Origin of the sequence: Mesorhizobium sp. RIZ17, from assembly GCF_051127865.1 — a bacterium.
Lineage (GTDB): Bacteria > Pseudomonadota > Alphaproteobacteria > Rhizobiales > Rhizobiaceae > Mesorhizobium > Mesorhizobium humile.
The window spans coordinates 357123-381381 of record NZ_CP147861.1; the positions used below are offsets into that span (position 1 = coordinate 357123).

Below are 24259 nucleotides of genomic sequence, written 5' to 3' on the forward strand. Positions count from 1 at the left end.
GCGCCGATCGCGGCCACTGGCCAAGATGTGGCCCGAATTCTATCGTGTGGGTGGTCGGCGAAGGGATTGCTTGGCCAACAAATGACAGGGCACCAGTGAAATCCGACGCACACATACTGATCGTCGACGACGACAAGGGCATACGCGACCTGCTGCAGGAGTTCTTCCAGAAGCGCGGGCTGCACACGACGGTGGCCGGCGACGGCACGGAAATGGAAGCGGTCCTGCGCCGAACGCCGGTGGACCTGATCGTCCTCGACGTGATGCTGCCCGGCAAAAGCGGACTTGAGCTTTGCCGCGAGATCCGCGCCAACTACACCACGCCGATCATTATGCTGACCGCGGTCACCGAAACGACCGACCGTGTGGTCGGCCTCGAAATGGGCGCCGATGACTACGTGCCCAAGCCCTTCGACCCGCGCGAGCTTCTGGCGCGCATCCGCGCCGTGCTGCGCCGCAACGGCAGCGCCGAGCCGCGTCGCTCGACCGCCAAGCAGGTCTACCGCTTTGCCGGCTGGACCATGGATTGCGCGCGACGCCGCCTGACGGCGCCCGACGACGTGCGGGTGGAGCTGACGATGGCGGAGTTCAACCTGCTGCAGACCTTCGTCAAGAGCGCGCAGCGCGTGCTGACCCGCGAGCAGTTGATCGAGCTGTCCGGCGGCGACACCGGCTATAGTTTCGACCGCAGCGTCGACATCCTGGTGAGCCGGCTCCGCCGCAAGATGGAAGACGATCCGAAGACGCCGAAACTGATCCTGACCGTGCGCAGCGGCGGCTACCAGTTCCTGCCCGAAACGACGTCGGAATGAAACGCTTCCTGCCGCAGACCCTGCCTGCCTGGGTGCTGCTGATCGTCATAGCCGGCCTGATGATCAGCCAGGTGGCGACGCTTTACATCGTCGCCCGCGACCGCGCCGCCTCAAACGGTGTCGTCGATCTCTACCGGCTGAACGACCGCGCCTATTCGCTGGTTCAGCTGATGCATGACGCCACGCCCGAAGAGCGCAAGGCGACCGCGTCGGGCCTGTTCAACTCGACCTACGCGCTGACGGTTTCGGACACGCCCGCCGTCACCTCTTCGATCGCCGGCGACGACCAGCTTGCCGAGTTGGAGGACATCCTGGTCGGCCGCCTGTCGAAATTCGGCATCACCGACGCGCGTGTGCGACGCGATCCGGCCACCCAGGAGTCCGACGTCCCGGACGGTGAAGCGGTAAACAAGGATGTCGGCCAGGTCGAGCGCGACCTGCTGGTGCTGGGCGCGGATTTCGCGCAGAGCGACAAGCTGACCGCTTCGTTGCGCTTTTCCGACGGACAGTGGTTGAATTTCACCGAACCGATCACACCGCCGGGGCCGATCCTCAGCCTCGACAGCCTGCCGCTCTACTCGCTGATCGCCGGCTTGATCGTGATCATGTCGATCTGGTCGCTGCGCCGCCTGACGGCGCCCTACCGGATGATGGAGACGGCGGTGACGCGCATCGGCAACGACCTGAAAAGTCCGCCGATCGCCGAAAGCGGCAGCCGCGAGATTCGTGCGGCCGCGAAGGCGATCAACGCCATGCAGATGCGGTTGCGCGATTATGTCGAGGACCGCGAGCACCTCGCGGCGGCGCTGGCGCATGATCTGCGCACGCCGCTGACCCGAATGCGCCTGCGCCTGGAACTGTTGCGCAGGTCGCCGGCGCGCGAGGCGCTGGCGCATGATCTCGCCGACATCGAAGGCATCGCCAGCTCGGTCATCGACTTCGCCAAATTCGAGGTGACCGAGGAAAAGGCCGAGCGGATCGATTTCTGGTCGCTGGTGGAATCGGTCGCGGACTCCTTCGACGGCGCATCCTTCGACGAAGACGTGGTCCCGTCGCGCGGCCTGATTTGCGTCGCACGGCCGGTGGCGCTGCGGCGCTGCGTCACCAATCTCATCCAGAACGCGGTGACCTACGGCAAGAAGGCGCATCTCGGCGTGCGACGATCGGGCGACACGATCACGCTTTCGATCCGCGACGAAGGCCCCGGCATCCCGCAGGCGAAACTGGACGCGGTGTTCGGCTCCTTCGTGCGGTTGGAGGAATCGCGCAACCGCACCACCGGCGGGCTGGGGCTCGGCCTGACCATCGCCCGCAACATAGCGCGTGGCGCCGGCGGCGAGGTCAATCTTTCCAACTACCCCGGCGGCGGGCTGCTGACGGAGCTGCGGCTGCCGGTGGCAGCTTGAGTCAGGAGCGGACTCTGTCCGCCGTCGGCCCTACTGGATCAGTCGAACCATCCTTGTGATAGTGCGGCCTGCCTGGTTACGAGGGAAATCCACCCATGTTCTACGCCGTCCTTGCCTATCACGTCGAAGACGCCGTCCAGTCCTGGACGCCAGATGAGGACGCGGCGCTGATGAAGGACCTGCTCGAGGTCAACACCAGGCTGACACGGGAGGGCAAGCTCGGGCCGGCGGCGAGGCTGGGCGCGACGGCCGATGCCGTGACGCTGCGCGGTCCGGGCGACGGCATGGTGATCGACGGTCCCTTCGCCGAGACCAAGGAACAGTTGCTCGGCCTCTATGTCCTCGACTGCGCGAACCAGGACGAGGCGATTGCCGCCGCGCGCGATCTCAAGCGCGTCAATCCCACCGCCGTCTACGAGATCCGGCCGATCATGCTCTATTTGCCCGGCGCCGCGCTGGCAGCCGGTTGAAATACGCCTCGGCCGCGTGGCTCACGTTGGTGTCGCGGCAGCCCCGATTTCCCTTCCAAGCCGGAGCATCTCTGCGACCAGCAGGTCGAGGTCGTCGCGGCGCGTGCGGTGGTTGGTGATTGCCACCCTCAGGCAGTGCCGGCCGCGCACGGTGGTATCGGACAGGACGGCGATGCCCTCTTCCTGGAGTCTCAGCATGATCTCGGTGTTGAAAGCCTTGAGGCGCTCTTCGGACGCGCCGGCCAGCCGGTGGCGGAAGCTGGCGATGTTGATGGTGGTCGGCGCCATCAGTTCGAGCGCCGGCTCCGCTTCGACCAGCCGCGTGAGGTAGCGGGCCTGGGCGATGTTCTGGTCGATCAGCCGGCCGAACTTCTCGACGCCATGCTCCTTCAGCGCCATCCAGATCTTCAACGCGCGGAAACCCCGCGATGTCTGCAATCCGTAATCGAACAGCCATTCTCCGGAGGCGAGGCCGCGCGGCGCCGATTCCAGATATTCGGGCGTGACGGCGAAGGTGTTGCGGTGGGCGGACGCGTCCCGCACCAGCGCGCAGCCCGCCTCGAACGGCGCGTGCAGCCATTTGTGCGGATCGAGCGCGATCGAATCCGCCTGCTCTATGCCGGCGACGAGCGATCGGCTCTCGGGCGCGATCGCGATCAGCGCGCCGATGCAGCCGTCGACATGAAACCAGAGGTCCTCTTCGGCAGCCGCCCTCGCCAGCGCCTGAAGATCGTCGACGGCCCCGGTGTTGACGGTACCGGCGGTGCCGATCACGCAGGCCGGCTTGAAGCCCGCCTCGCGATCCTCCGCAATGGCCGTCTTCAACGCATCGATATCGATGCGCAAACCGGCATCGGTTGGGATCCGCCGTAGCGCCCGGTTGCCGAGGCCAAGCGCTTCCATCGCCTTGCGGTGGCAGGAATGGACCTGGTCCGAGGCGTAGAAACGCAGCGGCCTGGGGATGGCGCCGACGCCACGTTCGCGCACGTCGACGCCCGCCTTGACGTTGCGCGCCACGGTGAGGCCGATGATGTTGGCCATCGAACCGCCGCTGACCAGCGTGCCGCTGGCCGAGGCAGGAAGGCCGACCATCTCCTTGCACCAGTCGACCACCTGGCTGTCCATCAGCCCGGCGGCGTGGTTGCCGCCGCCGAGGTTCGAACCCTGGATCGCCGCCAGAAAATCACCGAGCGCGCCGGTGAAATTGCTTGAGCCCATGTACCAGGACCAGAAGCGCGGATGGATGTTGCCCATCGGATAGGCCATCACGTTGCGGGCGACGTCGCCGTACACATCGGCGAGCGGTGCCGGCCCGCGCGGCAACGGCGCCGAAAAGAAAGCCCGCACCTCGGCTGGCATCTCGCGCCAGGGCGGACGATCCCGAACGTCCTTGAGATAGCCGATGGCGTCATCAACGATCCGGCGCGACAGAGCCTGCATATCGGCCCAGTCCCTCGGATCCAGTGTTTCCTCAGTCGCTATGGTTTCCGGCAAGCCGTCCATCGATCTCTCCCGCACAACAAACGTGACCCTGAACAGGGTCACGTTGCGCCAATCAATCTGGCGTCCCCACCCGAAAACCCAGCTACGGAGCGCGCTTACGCGTCGAACCGACCGCTTGGCGTCGAGCGCGACAGCGCCGTTTCCTCCGCGTCCATCTCGGCCTCGATGCCGTCGAAGAGCGGCGTCGACATGTAACGCTCGCCGGTGTCGGGCAGCATGCACAGGATGACCGAGCCGGCCGGCGCCGTACCCGCGATCTGCCGCGCCACGGCGAAGGTGGCGCCGCCGGAGATACCGGTGAAGATGCCTTCCTGCTGCGCCAGCGCCTTCGCCCATTTGATGCCTTCGGGACCGGGGATCGGCACCACCTCGTCATAGTAGCGCTGGTCGATCGCCTCCTGCAGGACATGGGGGATGAAGTCCGGCGTCCAGCCCTGGATCGGATGCGGCTCGAAAGCCGGATGGCTGGCGGCCGGCGCCCCGCCGGCGCCGCGCTCCTGCTGCTTGCCGCTGCCGACCAACTGGGCATTCGCCGGCTCGGCGAGCACGATCTTCACCTCCGGGCGCTCGCGGCGCAGCACACGGCCGACGCCGGCAACCGTGCCACCGGTACCGTAGCCGGTGACGAGATAGTCAAGCCGCGACCCGGCGAAATCATTGACGATCTCGCGCGCCGTCGTCGCTTCGTGGATGGCGGCATTGGCTTCCGTCTCGAACTGGCGCGCCAGGAACCAGCCATTGGCTTCGGCGAGCTCGACCGCCTTCTTGTACATGCCGAAACCTTTCTGGGCGCGCGGCGTCAGCACCACCTTGGCGCCAAGCATGCGCATCAGCTTGCGGCGCTCGATGGAGAAGCTGTCGGCCATAGTCACCACCAGCGGATAGCCTTTCTGCGCGCAGACCATGGCAAGGCCGATGCCGGTGTTGCCGCTCGTCGCCTCGACCACCGTCTGGCCGGGCTTCAGCTTGCCGCTGCGCTCGCCTTCCTCGATGATGTTGAGCGCCAGCCGGTCCTTGACCGAAGCCGCCGGGTTGAAGAACTCGGCCTTCACATAGATGGTCGCGTGGCCCGGCCCGAGATTGTTGATGCGGATGACCGGCGTGTCGCCGACCGTATCGAGAATGCTGTCGAACAGACGGCCGCGCCCGGACGTGGTTCTGATTTTCAGTTGATGCAACATGGCTTTCTCCTCGATGTCCTCACGTGCCGGTTACAGACCGGCAGCTTTGGCGGCGCGGTTTCGACACCTGGCCGCGATAGGTTGCTTGATCTGCCGCAAAAGCGGCAACGGCGGCGTTCCGGTACGGAATGGGGCTGCCGGCTGCCTCCTGCCATCTTTGGTGATAGAATATGGACCAACTGGCCAGCGTTGGAGAAAGCGTGGAAACATACGTGGAATCCACCCGATCGAGCCTGAACGGCACCGTTGGCCTGTCCGTAAGGCTGCTCGGGCAACTGGCGATTGCCCGCGACGGGGTGCCTGTTACCTTGCCGTCGTCGCGCAAGCTGCGCGCGCTGCTTGCCTATCTGGCGCTGGCGCCCCACCCTGTCAGCCGCGGCCGCCTTTGCGAACTTCTCTGGGACGTGCCCAACGATCCGCGCGGCGAACTGCGCTGGTGCCTGAGCAAGTTGCGCGCCGCGCTTGACGACCCGGATCGACGCCGGGTCGAAACCCATGGCGATACGGTGTCGCTTCGCCTCGATGATGTCCATGTCGACGCGCTGGATGCCGCCTCGGCGGTGGCCGAAGGTGTCGAGACGCTCGATCTCATGCGGTTGGAGGCGCTTTCGCAGCATTTCGCCGGCGACTTTCTCGACGGTCTCGAGCTCGATCGCAGCCCGCATTTTGGCAGTTGGCTGACGGCGCAGCGCCGCCGTTTCAGCGCATGCCATGTCGCCGTCCTGGAGCACATCATCGGTCTTGTCCCGCAGGGGGCCGAGGAGGCCGGCGCCTATATCGACAGATGGCTGGAGCTCGCGCCCTTCGACCGCCGCGCGCATGTGGCGCTGCTGGAAAATCTGGCCCGGCGCGGACAGATCGGCGCCGGCGAAGAGCATCTCGCGACGGCGGCGGAGCTGTTCCACTCCGAAGAGCTGGACTTCACCCCGCTGCGCGAGGCGTGGCAGGAGATAAGAGCCCGGAACGCCGGCGCAACGCCATGCGCCCGATCCGGACCGGCTTTCCCGGCCTCGGAGCCGCCCGCCGCCGCGATCGAATCCGAGCCCGCGGCGACGCGCCGGGCGTCCCTCGCGGTGATGCCGTTTGCGGAGAGCGCCGGCGCTGGCAGCTTCCGCGGCGGGCTGGCCGACGGTCTCACGCATGACATCATCACGCGGCTTGCCAAGCTGCGCGATTTCTTCGTCATCGCCCGCGGCTCGGTCTTCGCGCTCGCCGAGAAGAACATTGCACCGGACGACGCCGGGCGCAGGTTGAATGTCGACTATGTCGCGGCGGGCTCGGTGCGCAGCCTGCCGGGCCGGTTCATCGTGTCGGTCGAACTCGTCGAGGTCCGCACGGCGCGGATCGTCTGGGCCGAGACCTTCGAGCACAAGCCCGACGACATCTTCATCGTCATCGAAGATATCGGCAACAGCATCGTCTCTTCCATCGCCGCCGAGATCGCGACGGTGGAGCGCAACCGCGCATTGCTGAAAGCGCCAAACTCACTCAATGCCTGGGAGGCCTATCATCGCGGCCTCTGGCACATGTACCGCTTCACCCGCCAGGAAAACGAGCTGGCGCAGCACTTCTTCAGCGAAGCGCTGAAGCTCGACCCCACTTTCGCGCGCGCTTATGCCGGCATGTCCTTCACCCACTGGCAGAATGCTTTCCAGCGCTGGGGCGACCGCGACCGCGAGACCGCGCTTGCCTTCGAAAGCGCCGGGCACAGCCTGCTCGTCGATGACCGCAACCCCGCCGCTCACTGGGCGATGGGCCGCGCGCTATGGCTGCGTGGCGAGCAGGACGGCGCGCTGCTGGAGCTGGCGAGCGCCGTCGACCTCAGCCCCAATTTCGCGCTCGGCCACTACGCGCTGTCCTTCGTCCATTCGCAGTCGGGCGACCCGCAATCGGCGATCGGTTCGTCCGACCATTCGCGCCATCTGAGCCCCTTCGATCCATTGCTGTTCGGCATGATGGGCGCGCGCGCCATGGCGCATGCCCGTCTCGGCGAATACAACGAAGCCGCGGAATGGGCGCTGAAGGCGGCCGCGAGGCCAAACGCCCATATCATCATCCTGGCGATTGCCGCCCACTGCCTGGCGCTGGCAGGCCGGCAGGATGAAGCGCGCACCTTTGCCGCCGCCATCCGCAACACCTTGCCGAACTATCGCGCCGACGATTTCATCGCCACCTTCCGCTTCGATCGGGATGGAGAAGCCCTCTTCCGCAACGGCGCAAAGCTGATCGGGCTGAACTGAATCCAGCCATCCGCTAATGCATGAGTGGCCCGCTGGCCTTCCGCCAGGCGTCGATGCCGCCCTGGATGTGGCGGGCGCTGGCAATACCGACATCCTGCGCCGCCTGCACCGCCATCGCCGAGCGCTCGCCGAAAGCGCAGTAGAACAGGAGCTGCTTGCTCGTCGATTTCGCCAGCTCGTGCAGCATGCCGCCGGCGGCGATGTTTTCCTGCAGCCGCGCATAGGGCAGATGGATCGCGCCGGGAATGACGCCGTGCCGCTCGCGTTCGGTCTGCTCGCGCAGGTCGATCAGCGCCACGTCGGGCCGCCCGACCAGCGCCAGCGCCTGCTCGGCGCTCACCGCCCAGCCGCGGCTGGCAATATCGTCCTGATGCAGCCCGACCCGCATGTTGGCGGGCACGGCCACATCCATCATCTTCGGGTTGGACAGATTGAGATTGTTCATGATGTTCACATACTCGTCGACCGACTTCACCTGCAGGCGCGGGTTGAAGGCCTTTTCCTCGCCGATCGTCGACACGGTCTCGCCCTTGTAGTCGTGGGCCGGAAAAATCATCGTCTCGTCGGGCAATTTGAGGAGGCGGCCGAAGATCGATTCATATTGCTGGCGCGGATCGCCGTTCTGGAAGTCGGTGCGGCCGGTACCGCGGATGAGCAGCGTGTCGCCGGTGAAGACCCGGTCCGGCAGGATGAAGCTGTAGGAATCGTCGGTGTGGCCGGGCGTGTAGATGACGTCGAGCGCCAACCCCTCGATGCCGAGCTTGTCGCCGTCGGCAAGCCGCATCGAAACCACGTCGGCCTTGGTCTGCTCACCCATCACGGTCACGCAATGCGTCTTGTCGCGCAACGCGCCGAGGCCGGTGATGTGGTCGGCATGAAGATGCGTGTCGACGGCCTTCACCAGCCTCAGATCCAGCTCGTTGACCAGTTGCAGGTAGCGCTCGACCTTCTCCAGCACCGGATCGATGATCAGCGCCTCGCCGCCGCGCCGGCTGGCCAGCAGATAGGAGTAAGTGCCCGAGACGGAATCGAAGAGTTGACGGAAGATCATCGTCGCATACCCCGCTGCATTTTCACTGCCGGACGTCGTCCGTACGGCCGCAGCAACATTCTACTGCATAGGCTTCCGGAATCGGAATGGATTTCGAAAAATATATAGGTCGGTAGACGGCCTTCCCCATAGCGACGGAATGCCACCTTTAAATGCGGCGCCGGCCGGTCGAGCAGCTTCCTCAAAAAGCCTTGCTGAGACGAGCTACGCCCCGGACGGTGAAGGCATTGTCGCTGCCGTAGCCCGCCTCGAAGCCGGCATTCAGCATCATTCCGGCGCCCACCTCCGCGGCGACGTCCGCGCCGGCAAAGCCGCGCATCACAAATTTCTTGCCGCCGGCGGGAAACGAGATGTCCTGGCCGAGCAATGTCGCCGAAACGTCGTCGCTGCTTTGCGCTATCGCGTCGATCCCCGCTCGAAGCATGGTTTGCCAGGCTTGGCTCGGTGTGCTGACGGGCTCCAAAGCCAGCGCGAGCTGGCCACGCGCCTCGAAGACGTTGACGTTGCGCCGCGCGACCGCGAGATCGCCGTCCGAACCGGTCTCGGCATAATCGTCGAAGAACAGCCCGGCGTAACGCAGCCGCACGCTGGGTATTAGCGTACCGGCCTTGACTGGGAGCCGCATGCCGAACGTGACCGATGGGCTGAGGAAAACGCCGTTGAAATCCGCCCGCGCCGTCTCGATGCCGTCGAGCACCAGATTGTTCGCGACACGGCGGCGGCTGCGTTCCTGGAGCAGGCCGGCGACGAATGCCGCCTCGGCAAAATGCGCGCCTCCGTCATAGCCGAGGTAGCCGCCTGCAAACACACCACGGTGGACGATCTCCTGCGCGGCGCCGTCGACCTCGGTCGATCCGGCGGCGCCTCCGAGGAACAAGCCGCCGAGGAAGCCGTCGCCCGAGCGCTTTTCGGCGCCGGCGACCACGCCGCCTAGCGCCTCGCTGAACCCGGCCGATGCGCCGGAACCGCCCTGGGAGCGTAGCCCGCCGAATGTCGAGATCCAGGCGTCTGGACCTCTATGCGTCGCGGGCAAATCGTCGCCTGGGGCGGACATGCGCGCCTCGGCGACACCTTCTATGCCGTCGACGAGGTCCTCGACCAGCGGCCCGCTGCTGGCAATCCCGGTGATGTCCACCACCGCCACGCTGTCGCCGCTCGTCACGAACGGCCTGCCGCCGGTCACGATGGTTTGTGGCAGGCCGCTTCCTGAAAAGCTCAGGACGGCGTTCAGTCCGGGGCCGAAGGTGACGGTGTTGCCGCCGCCGGAAAAGACGATCGGCCCCTGGATGGCCGTCCCGCCCAAGAGATTCAGCACCGCGTCGGGCGCACCGAAATAGATCGCCACGCTCTGGTCGCTGAAGACGCGGCCGGAATTGGTAATGACGGAGTTGCCGCCCTGGGCGGCGATTGCCACACCGCCCACGCCCCCCACGATGACCGAACCCGAATTGCTGATCGTGGCGTTGCCGAACAGGGTGCCGATGCCCGTCGAGGCTGTCCCGAAGACATTGACCGTGCCGCTGTTGGCGATTGCGATATCATTGCCGCCAGCACCAATGCCGACGGAAGCCAGCCCCGACACCGTGATCGACCCGGAATTGTCGAGCCGAAGATCGTTGCTCTGCCAGATGATTCCTCCGAGGGCCTCGTAGGCCTCGATCGAGCCGCTGTTGTTTATCTCCAGGTCCGGTCCATCGCCGATGATGGCGGCGGCGGCCGTGCCCGAGACGCCGATAAAGCCACTATTGTCGACGCGCCCGCCGGCGGCATCGCTGATGATGCCGTATGTGGCGACGCCAAGCGCTTCGATCACGCCGTCGTTCACGATGCGCGCATTGCCGCCCTCCGACAAGATGCCGATCGAGGCATCGCCTATCGCCAGGATGCCTCCGTTGTTTAGGATGGTTGCGCCGCTGCCTTGCGAATGCACATTGGCAGCGCCGCCGCCCAATGTTGCAATCAACCCGTCATTGGTCAGCCGCTGGCCCGAATTGAGCATCCGCACCGCATCGATGCCGGCGCCGAATGTCTCGATCACCCCGTTTGCAGCCACGATGCCAGTGTCGCTGGCGCCCGTCATCGTCTGCTGGCCGGCAGTGGCGCCATTGCCGATGACAAAGCTCTGGCAAAGCGCCGCGCCGCTTGCAAGCGAGACCCCGGCGAAAATCGACAGCGCAACCGCGCCTGACCCCCCTGTGCGCGACGTCGGCATCACCCCCTCGGCGCATGGGCACGCAACAGACGGATTCTGCACTCGAAGGAGACGAAACACAAGCCGCGGGCAAAACGCCTGGACGGGGCTGAACGACCCGCGAAGAAGCCTACCGCCGCAGCACCGCGCTCAGCACGTCGCGGATGCCGATCGAGCCGACGAAACGCGAGCCTTCGTCGAACAGCGCCACCGGCGCCGTCTGCGAGCGATGCATGGCGAGCATCACCGTCTTCAGCGGCGTGCCGGGGTTGGCCCAGAACACCTGGGCCCCCTCCTCCGGCTGGCGCTCGACATCAGCGCAGGAGACCCACACCGCCGGCTTGCCGTCGCGCTCGGCCGCGGCCACCAGGCCATGCTCGTCGATCTTGAAGCGCGTCGTCTTGCGCCGGTCAAGCCACACCCAGCCGTCCTCGCCGTGCTCCAGATCGCGCCGGTCGCGCATCACGTTCCACGCCGTCAGCACCGAGAGCGGGTTAACGTTGGCGATGAAGTCGCGGACATAGTCGTTGGCGGGGCGCAGCACGATGTCTTCCGGCGCGCCGGTCTGGACGATGCGGCCGCCCTCCATGATCGTGATGTGGCTGCCGATCTTCAGCGCCTCCTCGAGGTCGTGGCTGACGAAGATGATGGTCTTCTTCAGTTCGGCCTGGAGCTGCAGCAATTCATCCTGCAGCTTGGTGCGGATCAGCGGGTCGAGGGCAGAGAACGGCTCGTCCATCAACAGGATCGGCGCCTCGGTGGCGAAGGCCCGGGCGAGACCGACGCGCTGCTGCATGCCGCCCGAAAGCTCATGGGCGTATTTTTTCGACCATTGGTCGAGATGGACCAACTGCAGTTGCTTCTGCACCCGCGCCTTGCGTTCGGCCTCCGGCACGCCTGCAAGCTCGAGCCCGAAGCCGACATTTTCCTCGACCGTGCGCCAGGGCAGCAGGCCAAACTGCTGGAACACCATGGCCACCTGCTTCTGCCGCAGCCGCCGCAAGGTCGCCTCGTCGCAGGTGACGACATCGACGGTGCGGTCGCCGTCCTTGACCAGCACCTGGCCGCGCGACACGACGTTCAGCCGGTTGACGGCCCGAAGCAGAGTCGACTTGCCGGAGCCGGAGAGGCCCATCAGCACCGAGATCTCGCCCTCATGCACGGTGAGACTGGCGCCGGCGCAACCCAGCACGTTGCCGGTCTTTTCGAGTATCTCGGCACGCGTAGCGCCTTTGTCGATCATCGCCAGCGAACCGGCCTGATCGGCCCCGAAGACGATATCGACGTTCTTGAAGTCAACCGCGACGGTCATTTCTTGCCTCCAACGCCGATGCGGGTCATCCGGTCGAGCACGATAGCAAGCACGACAATCGCAAGTCCGGCCTCAAGTCCGAGATCGATGCGGCGCGAGCCGAGCGCGCGGTTGATTTCCGTGCCGAGGCCGCCGGCGCCGATCAGGGCGGCGAACACCACCATCGACAGCGACAGCATGATCGATTGCGTCAGGCCCGCCATGATGGTCGGCAGCGCCGACGGCAGCTCCACCTTCCACAGAAGCTGGCGCTTGGTGGCGCCGAAGGCTTCACCGGCTTCGACGATCGCCTTGGGCACCGAAACCACGCCGAGATGCGTGAGGCGCACGGCTGTCGGGATGACGAAGATGATGGTGACGATCAGGCCGGGCGCGTTGCCGAGGCCAAACAGCGTCAGCACCGGGATCAGGTAGACGAAGGTCGGCAGCGTCTGCATCAGGTCGAGCACCGGCAGCATGACCCGGTAGACCTTCGGCTTGTGCGCGGCCCAGATGCCAAGCGGCACGCCGATGGCCATGGCCATGGCGGCGGCGGCAACCACCAGCACCAGTGTCTGCACCGTCTGCTTCCACAGGTTCTGGTTGATGATGAAGATCAGGCCGAGGAAGACGCCGATGGCGAGCGGCCGCGAACGCTGCAGCAGCCAGGCGATGATCGCGATGACCAGCGCCAGAAGCACTGGCGGCACCATCAGCAGAAGGTCCACCGCCCCGTCGAGGATAAAATTCAGCCCGTTTGAAAACGCCCGGAAGATGGTGTCGAAATTGTCGGTCAGGAAGCCGAAGAAGGCTTTGCCCCACGGCCCGATGGGGATCTTGTAGTCGGTCAGGAGTTTCGAAATCGGATCCATCTTTCCCCTCTCGGCTTCGCCGCGCTTTCCGTACGGTCATCTTCTCACAGGATAAGAAAAAGGGCAGCCTTTTCTATCTGGCTGCCCTCTTCCGGATGATCATTCCGGACTCAAAGCCGGCTCAGCTCCCAAGCGCGGTCTTGACGGCTGCCGCCGCGTCGCCGCCATCGAAGGTGGTGACGCCGGCAATCCAGGGCGCGACGGCGTCGGGATGCTTCTTCAGCCAGTCTTTCGCCACCGTTTGGGCGTCGCCGCCCTTCAGGATCGCGTCCATCATCTCGCCTTCCATGTCGAGATTGAACTTCAGGTTGGCGATGAACTTGCCGGCGTTCGGGCATTCGGTGGTGTAGCCCTTGCGCACATTGGTGTAGACGGTGGCGGCGCCGAAGCCGCTGTCGCCCATGCCGTCGAGATAGGTGATCTTCATGGCGCCCATCACAGGATGCGGCGTCCAGCCGAGGAAGGCGATCCACTCATTGTTCTTCATCGACTGCTCGGCCTGCGTCAGCATGCCGGCTTCCGACGACTCGACCAGTTCGAAGCCTTCGAGATTGTCCTTCGGGTTCTTGATCATGTCGAGGATGATGCGGTTGCCGTCATTGCCGGCCTCGATGCCGTAGATCTTGCCGTTGAACTTATCCTTGAACTTGCCGAGATCGGTCAGCGACTTGACGCCGGCATCCGCGACATAGGTCGGTACGACGATGCCGTAGCCGGCGCCGGTCAGGTTGGTGCTGATCGTCTCGACCGAGCCGTCTGCGGTGTAGTCCTTGATGTCATTGGTCATCGACGGCATCCAGTTGCCGAGGAAGACGTCGAGGTCCTTGTTCTTTAGCGAAGCCATGGTCACGGGCACCGAGAGCTGGATCGTCTGCGGCTCATAGCCGAGCGCGGTAAGCAGCACCGAGGCCAGCCCCGTGGTGGCCTGGATGTCGGTCCAGCCGACATCGGAGAGCCGAACCGCCTTGCAGCTCGCCGGGTCGCCGGCATAAGCGGCGGTCGTGGTCAGAAGCGCCGCGAGGCCGAGGCCTGCGACGAAAGATTTCATACGCGACATGAACTTTCTCCCATTAAGATTCCGAGGCGATGCGAAGTTACGGTTCTTGCGCCCGCCTTGTTTCGTCAGCCAAACACCATTTTGATGTTGTTTCAAGCGGTTCGACATCGCGATGAACGGCGCGCGCTGGTCATTAAGCGACATGACGGGGTTTTGAACGACATCCAGTTTTTGGTGGACGGAGCCGGCGCCCCCCTCCCCGTGCGCCGACATGTGGGCTTAGAAGGGCGACATGGCCAAGCTTTACTTTCACTACGCGACGATGAACGCCGGCAAGACGACGATGCTCCTGCAAGCGTCCTACAACTATCGCGAACGCGGCATGTCGACGATGCTGTTCGTCGCCGGCCACTACCGCAAGGGCGACAACGGGCTGATCTCGTCGCGCATCGGTCTCGAATCCGAGGCCGAGATGTTCAGAGACGGCGACGACCTCTACGCCAGGGTCACCGAGCATCACCAACACGCTCCGGTGCATTGCATCTTTGTCGACGAGGCGCAGTTCCTCGAGGAAGAGCAGGTCTGGCAGCTCGCCCGCATCGCCGACCGTCTGGGCATTCCGGTCATGTGCTACGGCCTGCGCACCGATTTCCAGGGCAATCTGTTCTCCGGCTCGCGGGCGCTGCTCGCCATCGCCGACGACCTGCGCGAGGTGCGCACCATCTGCCGCTGCGGCCGCAAGGCGACGATGGTGGTGCGCTTGGGGCCCGACGGCAAGGTGGCGAAGCAGGGCGACCAGGTTGCGATCGGCAAGGATGTCTATGTCTCGCTCTGCCGCAGGCATTGGGAAGAGGAGATGGGTCGGGCCGCGCCAGACGACTTCATCGGCTTTGTCCGGGCCTGAAGGTTTCAGGCAGCCGAGACGCGCCGTGTCGGAAACCGCCAGCCAAGCCGAACGCCGAGTGTCGCCAGCGCGATCAGCGCCATGCCGGCAGCCTGCGCCAGCCGGAGCGGATGCGCATACAAAGCCCAGTCGATGATGATGGCAACGACCGGATAGATGAAGGTGAGGATGCCGATCACCGGCGTCGTCAGGCGCGGGAAGGCCGAGTTCATCAGCACATAGGCGATGCCCGTATGCAGGATGCCGATCCCGGCCAGCCAGCCCCACGATGCCGGCGGCATGGGATGACCGATATCGGCGAACGGGGCGAGCATCACGACCCCGACCAGCGTCTGGCAAAGCACCGTGACCTCGGCGCGCTGCCGTCCGAGACCCTTGGCGAGAATCGTCGCCACCGCGTAAAGCAGGGCGGCGCCGAGCGTGAGCGCGATGCCAAGCGCCCATTTCGGGTCGGCATGGTCCCGCGTGACGACCAGGCCGCTGGCCAGCACGACGCCAAGCAACGCGCCGAGCATCCACAGAACCTGGTCGAGCGAGATGCGTTCCTTGAGGAAGGCAACGCCAAGCAGCACCACGAAGAACGGCTGCACATGGTAGACGATCGTCGTGGTTGCGATCGATGTCATGGCGAAGCCGGCGAAGAAGGCCGTCCAGCTCAGCACCATGCAAGCGCCGGCGAGTGCCGCCAGGGCAAGCCGCGATAAGGCCAGCGTCCGATCCGGCAGGTAGCCGCGCAGCAGGCACCATGCGGCCAGGAATATGGCGCCGAACACGCATCGCCAGAAGACGACAGTGACCGGATGCTGTCCCGATTCCGTCACGAAGGCGCCGACCGTGCCGGCAATCACCATTGCCAGCGCAAGCGTCGCGGCGGGGAAACGGTCGATCGATATGCCTCTCATCGCAAGGCTCTCCGGCGGGTCGAAATCCATCTGGCCACTTGCAGCGATCTCAAGCAAGCGAATAGATTTGTGATGACCTATTCGATATGCTGATAGCACCATGGCCGCTCCCCTCGACCTCAACCTGCTGAAGACCTTCGTCGCCGTCGTCGAAAGCGGCAGTCTGTCCAGCGCAGCACCTCGCGTTGGCCGCAGCCAATCGGCGGTCAGCATGCAGATGCAAAGGCTGGAAGAGACGGTGGGCAACCAGCTTCTGGTGCGTGGGCCGAGAACGGTCACGCCCAACGCGGCCGGAGAGGATTTCCTCATCTATGCGCGCCGGCTGCTGAAACTCTCCGACGAGGCCTGGGCGAGCGTCACCCGGCCGAAGGAAACCGGCAGCGTTCGCCTCGGCGTGCCGGACGACTACGCCGCCTTTCTGCTGCCGCCGGTGCTGTCGCGTTTTGCCGAGGAACACCCGCTGGTGACTGTCGAGCTCGTCTGCGAGCAATCGACCGCCCTGGTGAAAACCCTGGCCGAAGGGCGGCTCGACCTGGCGATCGTCACCCGTCTGCCGGACCAGCCGCTCGACGTGATCCGGCTGGAGCGCTTCGTCTGGGTCGCCTCGCCGAACCACGTCGCCTGGCAGGCCGATCCCCTGCCCGTCGCCCTGTTCGAACCGGGCTGTGCGGCGCGGATGAACGTCCTGCAGGCGCTTGGCGATGCCGACAGGTCCTATCGCTGCACCTATTCCAGCGCCTCCCTGCTTGGCCTCGTCGCCGTGGTGCAGGCCGGGCTCGCGGTCGCCGGCCTGGCGCAGCGAAGCGTGCCTCCGTCGCTGCGCATCATCGGCGCCAATGAAGGGCTGCCGGTGCTGCCGGACCTCGAGATCGGCATCTTGCGCAACCCGTTGTCGACGACGCCGGCTGTCGAGCGGCTGAACGACTTCCTGCGCCGCGACCTGGCCCAACAGGCTTGATTGCGGCTATCTGGACGAGGCGGCCGGATCACGCGCAATCTTTGTTAAGGCCCGCGCCCTATTTTCTGTCGTCAGCCAGAACCAGCCGGAGACCCCGTCATGTTTCGAGCCATCTGCGCCGCCCTTTTCCTGCTCGCCGGCGGCCTTGCCGCGCATGCCGATGGCGACGCGGCGCTTGGCAAGAAGGTCTTCAACCGCTGCATCGCCTGCCATGAGGCGGCAAGCGACCGCGACAAGGTCGGCCCGCATCTGATGGGCGTCGTCGGCCGCAAGGCCGGCTCCGCTGAGAGCTTCGCGAGCCATTATTCGCAAGCCATGAAGGATGCCGGCGCCGCGGGCCTCGTTTGGGACGACGCCAACCTCGCTCAATATCTCAAGGCGCCCAAACAGAAGGTTCCAGGCAACAGAATGGCCTTCACCGGCCTGACCAGCGATGACGACATCGCCAACGTGATCGCCTATCTCAAGGCCGACCCCAAGCCCTGATCGACCCCGTGAAACCGGCATCGCCGCCGCAAGACATTTGCCGACGTTGTTTCATGACCTTGGCCGTTCGCAAAAACAAGACCTAAGGCATATCAGCTAAAGCTGTTTGATGGTGGTGCGCATGACTAGGCGCCATGCGCATGCTTGCCTTGCCTTTCAAGCACCTAGCCAATTCTTTTGTTTTGACGCATCTCCTTGTCTTCCTTCTTTCAATCCCTTGAAGCCCCACATATATTCGCCGCCACGACACGGAAACGGATGCCGAAGCGGGAGGCCCCAATGGCGACATTGCAGAATTTCGATGCCGAGATTGCCAAGACCAAGCAGGTCGTGCAGGACATGCGCACCAAGATCGAGCAGTCCGGCACCGTGCTCGACACGCTCGCTCAAGCCGACAAGAAGATCGGCGACGCCAATTTCGACATCGAGAACGCCCGCATCGAGGACGTGCTGAAGCAGCAGAAGGTCATGGAAGGCAACATCGCCGACCTGATCATCGGGCTCGAGGACGCCACCAATGTCTTCGGCGCCGAATTCGAAAGCATGAAGAACTACACCGGCTGGGAAAACTTCGTCGGCGTCTTCTCGGCGCAGCGCAAGCAGCGCATGCGCACCGACCGCGTCCGCAACATGTCGCTGGCCGGCAACCTGCAGGAGCTTTTGGCGAAGTCGGACACCATCGTCGGCATCCTGAAGGCGCAGAAGCAGGTCCTCGACCAGCGCTACAAGACCTCGGAGGCCAGCCTGTCGCAGGTGATCGAGCGCCGCAAGGTGACCATGTCCAACCTCGAGGCGGTGCAGAAGCGCATTGAGGAGTTGAACCCGCAGCTTCTCGACATCGAAAACAAGATCGCCGCCTCCACGACCCAGAAGGAGCGCACCGAGCTTGAGGGCGATCGCTCGAAGATGGCGACCGAATACAACGAAAAGCAGGCCAAGGAGCAGGAGTTGCTGGCCGAAAGCCAGACGCTGGAGCGCTACACCTCGATGTTCCAGACCTTCGTCGATTCGCTCAACAACCAGATCGCCGCGCAGTCGACGCTGATCAACAAGCTGACCATCGACACCGAGCAGCGCATCGTCCTGTACAAGGCGCTCGAAGATTCGCTGAAGACCGCAGCCCAGCAGGACGTCGCCCACAAGATCAACACGCTGGGCAGCCAGGTCGACAACACCGCCGAGGAAACCATGGCCGGCATCGGCGCCGCCTCGCAGAAACACATCGGCGATCTGCTCGAAATGCACGAGAAGAACATGGTGGCTTCAGCCGACATCCAGCGCCGCAAGAAGCTCGCCGACGATGCCTTTGCCCGCCGCTTCGACGATGTGATGAAGAAGCACAATTCCGCCAACTACGTGCAGTCCTAAGCAGGTTCCGCAAAAGTGTCCCACGGTTTTGCGGTCAGAACCTGCGAAAAACAAAGGAACCCAGGCAGATATTCGTGGGGTACCCCACGAATATCTGCCTGGGCGGCGCCGCTGATTTCATTTCCACGGCAGCCTCATGACACCTGAGAACGACGCGGCGGCGCGCTATTTCTCCGCTATCACGGCGGCGCTGAGCGGGCTGGAAGTGTTCATGCGCGACGACCGCTCGCCGCTTTACCGGCACGGCATCGTCGCCAGGATCGTCGCGGAGTATATCGCGCGGTTGGACAAGTCCTTTGCCTGCTGGCGCAACCGGCTCGGCTTCATGGACACGTTCCGCATTTCGCGCGCCGAGAGCGGCTATCCCGTTTTTCAGAACCTGCTCGAATTGCAAAATGACCGCCAGCAGGCCGATGCCCGGCTGGCCAACATCCCGCAGGCCGGTGAGCTGCGCGAGGAGATGGCCGACTTCATCCTGCGCCACAAGGAGTTTCCCGAGGCGCTGCAGAAATCGATGGCGGAGCGGCTCTATCTGGAGGACGTCAAGAGCGAGGCGACCTTCGGCCCGTTCACCCTGGCGCAGACGGCGAAGGTCTCGGTCAACCCGAAGACCATGCGGCCCTATTACCTGGTGCACTGGGCCTCTTTCGACGGCAGCGCCAACCTGCCGCTGGTCTATATGGTGACAGTCGAGGATTCCTCCGACAGCATGGTGCGCCAGCTGGTCGACGTGAACGGCAAGCTCAACGAGCGGGTCGATATCCCGCTCCCCGTCGACGGCCTGCTCAACCCGGAGCTCGCACACCGCTTCGACGACTTCACCGAGAAGAATTCGGCCTATACGCTGTCGCCGGCGACGATCGCGGTCAATCTCGACAAGGATTTCGAGCCGCTGCATCCCAAGCAGCTGCGGCGCGTCGTGCTGGGGCCCTTCTACTCGGCCGGCATCACCGACAACAATTCGACCGTGGCCGAGGTGCTGGCCAAGGTGCGCAAGCCGGAGAACGCCTGGCTGCTCACCTGGACCATCCAGGAGGTCTTTTCCAAGAGCGAGAAGCCGGGCCGCAAGGGCCTGTTCTCCAGCGAAAAGACGACGCAGGAGTTTTACATCAACACCGACGATCTCGAAGCAGCGCGCCAAGGCGTGTCGAGCTACGAGAACCACGCGCTGATCCCGCATGAGGCCTATCAGGCGCTCTATGCCGCGGGCGAGGCGCAGAAGATCTTTTCCGGTTACAAGGTCCACATCCTGTCCAACGGACAGGTCATCAGCGATGTATGAGATGCTTGCACGGCCAGAGGCGCGGCGCGCGAGCGAGGTGCGAAAAATGACACCAGCAGGCAGAGTTTTCGCCAAGAAAAGAGAGCTTGACGCTCTAAAAAAGAAAGCTCGCCCGGGTGCCTTGGATGGCTTGGAGCACACCCAGCGGATTGACATCACCTATACGTCGAACGCGATCGAGGGCAACACGCTGAGCGCGGGCGAGACCGCCCTGGTCCTTGAGAAAGGCATCACGATCAGCGGCAAGCCCCTCAAGGACCATCTCGAGGCGGTCGATCATGCGCGGGCCCTGAACTGGGTGCTGGAAATCGCTACCCAACGCGACGCTGCGATAATCGAGGCGGACATCCGCAACCTGCATCACCTGGTCGTCGCGAATTCCAGGCCGGAGATCGCCGGCCGCTACGCCGATCGCGCCCGTTATGTGAACACCGATGCCGGTGTTCACAATTTCCCGACGCCAACCGAAGTGCCCGCGCTGATGGAAGCTTTCTCCCGCTGGCTTGGCGCGGCAAGCAATAAGCCGCAAACCGCCTTCGAGGCCCATCGGCGGCTGGTTGGCATTCATCCCTTCAACGACGGCAATGGTCGCACGGCGCGGCTGTTGATGAACCTTGTGCTGGCGCGCGCCGGCTATCCGCCCGTGGCAATCCGCCCCGAAGATCGCCCTGCCTACATCGCGGCGCTTGAAATCGACCAGCGCGGCGGCGGTCATGCAGCCTTCGACAGGCTGCTTTTCGAAAGGCTGGACCAAACGCTGGACCTCTATCTCGATGCCGCGCATCAAGCTCGCGATCCGTCCGTCGGTGCCGGCAAGATAATTCCGATGAGGAGCTGATCATGGACACCGGGCTGACCACGATCTCGGAAGCCGCAATCGAAAAGCACCGCGCGACCGCGCAGAGCTTCATCACCCGCATCGTCGTGCTGGAGGATCCCTCGCGCGAATCCGGCACCGCGCTTGCCGGCACCAACCGCCGCTTCGTCTCGACGGTGTCGGTCGGTTCAGTGCGCCGCACGCGCGAGGTCGAGCTCTCGAAGACGGTCGCGGCCATCCATCCCGACGACCAGTTGATGACGATCCCGCAGCACACGCTGCTCTACCGCGCCCGCCGCGGCCTGGCGATCGCGCTCGCCATATCCGACGTCTTCGCCGAAGGCTCCGACCTTGAAAGCCTGCAGGCGAAAAATGCGCGCGCGCCGCTGGAGGGCGACGAGGCGGCCACCTTCAAGAAGCTTCTCTCGGCGTCGGCCTACGTCTCCGCCTTCAGTTTCGCCTCCTATCTCTTCCAGCTGATAGACAGCGACGGCGAGGCGCCGAACGATAGTCCCGAGCCCGACTTCCTGTTCGACACCCCGCAGGACGCGGCGAAGTCGATCGTCGCCGGTCTCGACAAGGCGATCGCCGGCTCGAAGGACGACGCCGACCTGATGACGCGCGCTCACGCCTTCGCCCGCGTCGCCATCGACGGGTTGCTTGCGCGAAAAGGTCGCTTCGACGGCATCGGCCCGTTCGAGAATGCGCATATCCGCATCGATGTCGACGATTTCACCCTCGACGGCTTCGACGTCGCGCCCGGCAAGCGATCCAAGCCGCTGGTGATGACCTTCAAGAAACCGGAGGAGGTGGTCGGCAACCACATCGCCAAATTCCAGTCGGTCAGGCTGGCCAAGATGCTGATGGCCTATGATTTCGAGCGCGAGCTGAACCCCTTCGTCGAGCTCGGCGGCTTCCTCTTCACCTTCATCGGCGACGGCGCGCCGGGCACCGGCAAGACGACACTGATCCAGATGATCGCCGGCCTCGTCAACGGCTACTGTCAGATCGCCGGCTATCCCTTTGCTTACGAGAATTTCGGCGTCGACCAGATCTCGTCCTACCAGGGCAAGTCGGGCCAGAACTGCCGCCAGTTCATCAACAACGTACTCAATCCGCGCGTCATCGGCTTCGGCACCATCGACGACATCGACCAGGTGGCTGCGCGCCGTTCCGACGATCGCGCATCGGCCGGCCAGCAGGAGATTACCGGTGTGCTGATGGATGCCTTCGCCGGCGCCTCGACGGTCGTGCGCGGCAACTGCTCCTTCGGCATGTTTTCCAACTATCCCGAAAATGTCGACGATGCGCTGCGCCAGCGCGCCGGCGCGCGCTGGCTGGTCGATGGCCCGCAGACCCGCGACGACTACATCGACATCTTCGTGCTGCTCGCCGGCAAGAACCACGAGATCCCGCTGGGCAAGCACGAGCTCTATGCCGCGCAGGAGATCCAGCGTGCGGTGAGCGAAGCCTATGAAGAACACGAGAAGCCGCAGGAAGACGGGCTGATGAAGGTCTATGAGCGCTACATGAAGGAGAATGGCGCGCCGAAGACCATGGCCGATGTCGGCACCTACCTGCACATGATCAAGGACGCCGAGCCGCGCTTCACCGGCCGCGCGATCAAGAACGTTACCGACGCCATCAAGATGCGCGCGATGGATATCGAGCTGCCGGACGACTGGTTCGAGAAGCCGGAAGCCTTCATGCACAAGAGCTACGACGACAAGAAGGCGATGATCGAGGAACTGCGCGGTCCGTTCTCGATGGACATGGTCATGCAGGAGATCAACCGCTACGCCGATTCCGAGTTCCGCTATTCCGACAAGTCCGACGATGCCGCGGTGGAGAAGTTGCTGCGCGACGCAAGGCTGCGCGAGAGAGCGGCACGCGAGATGGAGGAGATGAAGAAGAAGGGGCTGTGGAATGCGTGAGCTGCGCCAACGCCCCCTTCTCCCCTTGTGGGGTCCGAAGGACGGGGCGAGACCCGTGGCTCGCCCCCGTGGGGTGGATCGGCGCGACAGCGCCGAGACGGATGAGGGGTGCTCCAGCGGAGTGAGGCGCTCGCGTTCCCTGGAACACCCCTCATCCGTCGCCTTCGGCGACACCTTCTCCCACAAGGGGAGAAGGGAAGGCTGCGCCGCCCCTCATCCGCCCTTCGGGCACCTTCTCCCCGTGAACGGGGAGAAGGACAGGTGAAGAAAAAGCCCGACCTCCTGCGCGACAACGAGCTGATCTACGGCCGGCTGCTCACCATCGACGAGTCGCATCTTATCCAGCGCTACAACAAGGCGCTTGCCGCCTTCGGCCTCGAACCGACGAAGCTGAAAAGCTTCCAGATCGACCGCACCGGCTTCTCGCCCGAAATCGCCGAGGAGTGTGGCGATTATGACTATCTCGACCCCAACGAGGTCAACCGCCGCTTCATCATCCTGACGCCGTCGCAGATCGACCTGCCGGTGGTGCACACCGCCTTCTCCAACACCTCGCAGCTGATGTTCGAGTTCATGTCGAAGAACCAGCGTGCCATCGACGCGCTGACCATCAAGGACGTGATCTACGGCGAGATCGAGGACTCGGTCCCCAAGGTCAACGACATTGAGGACCTGCTGTCGATCAACCAGGTCGAGTTCAAGGTGTTGTCGGCCGAGGACGTGCTGGGCAAGGCGGCAGAGCTCGGCAAGCTGGTCGACCGGCTGAAGCAGGAGCCCGACGCCTGGCGCGACAACGCCATGCTTGAGCGCATGGTCGATCTTGCCAAGGTCTGCGGCGACATCCGCGAGAACGCGCTGGTGCCGGATCAGGTCATCTTCCGCCACAACGCCTACTGGACCAGCCATTTCGGCGGGCTCTATGTCTTCGTCGACCCCGACATGACGACGGTCATCTGCGACCCGGCCGCTCCCGGCTTCCGCCGCTCGCGACCCTGGCAGGTCAGCTATCTGTCGATTAACGACGCCGACAAGGTGTTCCGATTCCTTGCCGCCACCGGACGCCTCGACCTGCCGCGCGCCTCCTGGATCGAAGCTTCCGGCTATCTCGAACATCGCGCCGAAATGGTGGTGCGGGCGCTGATCCGCGATGCCGAGCCCAATCGCAACCTGACCGACGTCGACAAGGTCTGGCTGCAGACCTGGATCCACGGCCATGCCGACCTGATCGCCCAGGACGGGAACTTCCCTTTCCTCAACGCCGCCAAGCGCGAGATCGCCCAGTTCGGTCATCTCAAGATCGAGGACGTGGCGCCGCGCCAGCGCTTCCTGGTCGTGCGCGCCAAGCCCGATCATCCCGATGCCTGGCTGACCAACCAGCTGATCTCGGATTTCGTGCCGCAGGACTTCGTTTCGCGCTACGTCTTCAACAAGCCGGGTTTCTACAAGGACTATGACGGCTTCAGCGACGCCTGGCGAAGCCATGTTGTGGACGTTCTGAAAACCACATATCTGAAGGACAAGGTGGCGTTCCGCGCGCGCCTTTACGGCCTGACTGACTAGAACGAAATGAACCGTCATTTCGTTCTAACTTTTT

General features: G+C 64.2%; 20 protein-coding genes. 12 read left to right on the top strand and 8 right to left on the bottom strand.

What is annotated here, in order from left to right:
- The first annotated feature begins 95 nt into the window (after positions 1–95).
- The 3 genes from WDX12_RS01850 (at position 96) to WDX12_RS01860 (ending at position 2688) form a co-directional block, all read left to right on the top strand.
- Positions 96–812: a response regulator transcription factor gene (locus WDX12_RS01850; RefSeq protein WP_320293351.1), complete on the top strand. Its 717-nt coding sequence runs from the start codon at positions 96–98 to the stop codon at positions 810–812.
- Positions 809–2218 carry an ATP-binding protein gene (locus tag WDX12_RS01855; protein WP_434723732.1) on the top strand — a complete coding sequence of 470 codons (1410 nt, stop codon included), beginning with the start codon at positions 809–811 and terminating at the stop codon, positions 2216–2218. Before WDX12_RS01850 ends, WDX12_RS01855 begins: the two co-directional genes overlap by 4 nt.
- Positions 2219–2313: 95 nt before the next feature.
- Entirely contained in the window at positions 2314–2688 is a 375-nt protein-coding gene (locus WDX12_RS01860) for a YciI family protein (RefSeq protein WP_434723733.1), read from the top strand.
- Positions 2689–2709: 21 nt separating this feature from the next.
- On the opposite strand, the gene WDX12_RS01865 is transcribed toward WDX12_RS01860, so the two are convergent.
- Together WDX12_RS01865 and WDX12_RS01870 are read right to left on the bottom strand one after the other, a co-directional pair.
- Positions 2710–4191, bottom strand: coding sequence for a pyridoxal phosphate-dependent decarboxylase family protein (locus WDX12_RS01865; RefSeq protein ID WP_434723734.1), 1482 nt, complete (start codon positions 4189–4191; stop codon positions 2710–2712).
- 95 nt (positions 4192–4286) lie between these two features.
- Positions 4287–5372, bottom strand: a complete 1086-nt coding sequence (locus WDX12_RS01870; RefSeq protein ID WP_320293347.1) for a PLP-dependent cysteine synthase family protein — start codon at positions 5370–5372, stop codon at positions 4287–4289.
- A 212-nt stretch (positions 5373–5584) separates the two neighbouring features.
- Between WDX12_RS01870 and WDX12_RS01875 the strand changes: the two genes are divergently transcribed.
- Entirely contained in the window at positions 5585–7612 is a 2028-nt protein-coding gene (locus tag WDX12_RS01875; RefSeq protein ID WP_434723735.1) for a transcriptional regulator, read from the top strand.
- 13 nt (positions 7613–7625) lie between these two features.
- Here WDX12_RS01875 and WDX12_RS01880 read toward each other — a convergent pair whose 3' ends face one another.
- The 5 genes from WDX12_RS01880 to WDX12_RS01900 form a co-directional block, all read right to left on the bottom strand.
- A complete protein-coding gene (locus tag WDX12_RS01880) occupies positions 7626–8663 on the bottom strand; it encodes an MBL fold metallo-hydrolase (protein ID WP_320293345.1) in 1038 nt (345 codons plus the stop codon).
- A 181-nt stretch (positions 8664–8844) separates the two neighbouring features.
- Complete coding sequence (locus tag WDX12_RS01885; protein ID WP_434723736.1) at positions 8845–10875, bottom strand: autotransporter domain-containing protein; 2031 nt, start codon at positions 10873–10875, stop codon at positions 8845–8847.
- Between the two features lie 109 nt (positions 10876–10984).
- Complete coding sequence (gene choV / locus WDX12_RS01890) at positions 10985–12166, bottom strand: choline ABC transporter ATP-binding protein (protein ID WP_320293343.1); 1182 nt, start codon at positions 12164–12166, stop codon at positions 10985–10987.
- Positions 12163–13017 (bottom strand): choline ABC transporter permease subunit, encoded by an 855-nt coding sequence (choW, locus tag WDX12_RS01895; protein ID WP_320293342.1) that lies wholly within the window; start codon positions 13015–13017, stop codon positions 12163–12165. The genes choV and choW overlap by 4 nt, the downstream gene beginning before the upstream one ends.
- 121 nt (positions 13018–13138) lie before the next feature.
- Complete coding sequence (locus WDX12_RS01900) at positions 13139–14074, bottom strand: choline ABC transporter substrate-binding protein (protein WP_434723737.1); 936 nt, start codon at positions 14072–14074, stop codon at positions 13139–13141.
- A gap of 232 nt (positions 14075–14306) precedes the next feature.
- Between WDX12_RS01900 and WDX12_RS01905 the strand changes: the two genes are divergently transcribed.
- A complete protein-coding gene (locus WDX12_RS01905) occupies positions 14307–14918 on the top strand; it encodes a thymidine kinase (RefSeq protein WP_320293340.1) in 612 nt (203 codons plus the stop codon).
- A gap of 5 nt (positions 14919–14923) precedes the next feature.
- Here the strand turns inward: WDX12_RS01905 and WDX12_RS01910 are convergent, their stop codons facing one another.
- Positions 14924–15820, bottom strand: coding sequence for a DMT family transporter (locus tag WDX12_RS01910; protein ID WP_434723738.1), 897 nt, complete (start codon positions 15818–15820; stop codon positions 14924–14926).
- A 100-nt stretch (positions 15821–15920) separates the two neighbouring features.
- Here WDX12_RS01910 and WDX12_RS01915 point away from each other — a divergent pair, with 100 nt between their 5' ends.
- The 7 genes from WDX12_RS01915 (at position 15921) to WDX12_RS01945 (ending at position 24225) form a co-directional block, all read left to right on the top strand.
- Entirely contained in the window at positions 15921–16778 is an 858-nt protein-coding gene (locus WDX12_RS01915) for a LysR substrate-binding domain-containing protein (RefSeq protein ID WP_434723739.1), read from the top strand.
- 99 nt (positions 16779–16877) lie between these two features.
- Complete coding sequence (locus WDX12_RS01920; protein ID WP_434723740.1) at positions 16878–17264, top strand: c-type cytochrome; 387 nt, start codon at positions 16878–16880, stop codon at positions 17262–17264.
- A gap of 279 nt (positions 17265–17543) precedes the next feature.
- Complete coding sequence (locus WDX12_RS01925; RefSeq protein WP_320293336.1) at positions 17544–18632, top strand: hypothetical protein; 1089 nt, start codon at positions 17544–17546, stop codon at positions 18630–18632.
- A 136-nt stretch (positions 18633–18768) separates the two neighbouring features.
- Positions 18769–19914: a hypothetical protein gene (locus WDX12_RS01930; RefSeq protein ID WP_434723741.1), complete on the top strand. Its 1146-nt coding sequence runs from the start codon at positions 18769–18771 to the stop codon at positions 19912–19914.
- The gene (locus WDX12_RS01935; protein ID WP_434723742.1) at positions 19907–20752 is read left to right on the top strand and encodes a Fic family protein; all 846 of its coding nucleotides are present in this window, start codon (positions 19907–19909) and stop codon (positions 20750–20752) included. The genes WDX12_RS01930 and WDX12_RS01935 overlap by 8 nt, the downstream gene beginning before the upstream one ends.
- Before the next feature lie 2 nt (positions 20753–20754).
- A complete protein-coding gene (locus tag WDX12_RS01940; protein ID WP_434723743.1) occupies positions 20755–22665 on the top strand; it encodes an ATP-binding protein in 1911 nt (636 codons plus the stop codon).
- Between the two features lie 261 nt (positions 22666–22926).
- Positions 22927–24225 (top strand): DUF6638 family protein, encoded by a 1299-nt coding sequence (locus WDX12_RS01945; protein ID WP_434723744.1) that lies wholly within the window; start codon positions 22927–22929, stop codon positions 24223–24225.
- The last annotated feature ends 34 nt before the right edge of the window (positions 24226–24259 follow it).

Coding starts and splice junctions, on each gene's coding strand:
- WDX12_RS01855 (WP_434723732.1), top strand. CDS start 809: ATGAAACGCTTCCTGCCGCAGACCCTGCCTGCCTGGGTGCTGCTGATC.
- WDX12_RS01860 (WP_434723733.1), top strand. CDS start 2,314: ATGTTCTACGCCGTCCTTGCCTATCACGTCGAAGACGCCGTCCAGTCC.
- WDX12_RS01865 (WP_434723734.1), bottom strand. CDS start 4,191: ATGGACGGCTTGCCGGAAACCATAGCGACTGAGGAAACACTGGATCCG.
- WDX12_RS01870 (WP_320293347.1), bottom strand. CDS start 5,372: ATGTTGCATCAACTGAAAATCAGAACCACGTCCGGGCGCGGCCGTCTG.
- WDX12_RS01880 (WP_320293345.1), bottom strand. CDS start 8,663: ATGATCTTCCGTCAACTCTTCGATTCCGTCTCGGGCACTTACTCCTAT.
- WDX12_RS01885 (WP_434723736.1), bottom strand. CDS start 10,875: ATGCCGACGTCGCGCACAGGGGGGTCAGGCGCGGTTGCGCTGTCGATT.
- choV (WP_320293343.1), bottom strand. CDS start 12,166: ATGACCGTCGCGGTTGACTTCAAGAACGTCGATATCGTCTTCGGGGCC.
- choW (WP_320293342.1), bottom strand. CDS start 13,017: ATGGATCCGATTTCGAAACTCCTGACCGACTACAAGATCCCCATCGGG.
- WDX12_RS01900 (WP_434723737.1), bottom strand. CDS start 14,074: ATGTCGCGTATGAAATCTTTCGTCGCAGGCCTCGGCCTCGCGGCGCTT.
- WDX12_RS01905 (WP_320293340.1), top strand. CDS start 14,307: ATGGCCAAGCTTTACTTTCACTACGCGACGATGAACGCCGGCAAGACG.
- WDX12_RS01910 (WP_434723738.1), bottom strand. CDS start 15,820: ATGAGAGGCATATCGATCGACCGTTTCCCCGCCGCGACGCTTGCGCTG.
- WDX12_RS01915 (WP_434723739.1), top strand. CDS start 15,921: ATGGCCGCTCCCCTCGACCTCAACCTGCTGAAGACCTTCGTCGCCGTC.
- WDX12_RS01920 (WP_434723740.1), top strand. CDS start 16,878: ATGTTTCGAGCCATCTGCGCCGCCCTTTTCCTGCTCGCCGGCGGCCTT.
- WDX12_RS01925 (WP_320293336.1), top strand. CDS start 17,544: ATGGCGACATTGCAGAATTTCGATGCCGAGATTGCCAAGACCAAGCAG.
- WDX12_RS01930 (WP_434723741.1), top strand. CDS start 18,769: ATGACACCTGAGAACGACGCGGCGGCGCGCTATTTCTCCGCTATCACG.
- WDX12_RS01935 (WP_434723742.1), top strand. CDS start 19,907: ATGTATGAGATGCTTGCACGGCCAGAGGCGCGGCGCGCGAGCGAGGTG.
- WDX12_RS01940 (WP_434723743.1), top strand. CDS start 20,755: ATGGACACCGGGCTGACCACGATCTCGGAAGCCGCAATCGAAAAGCAC.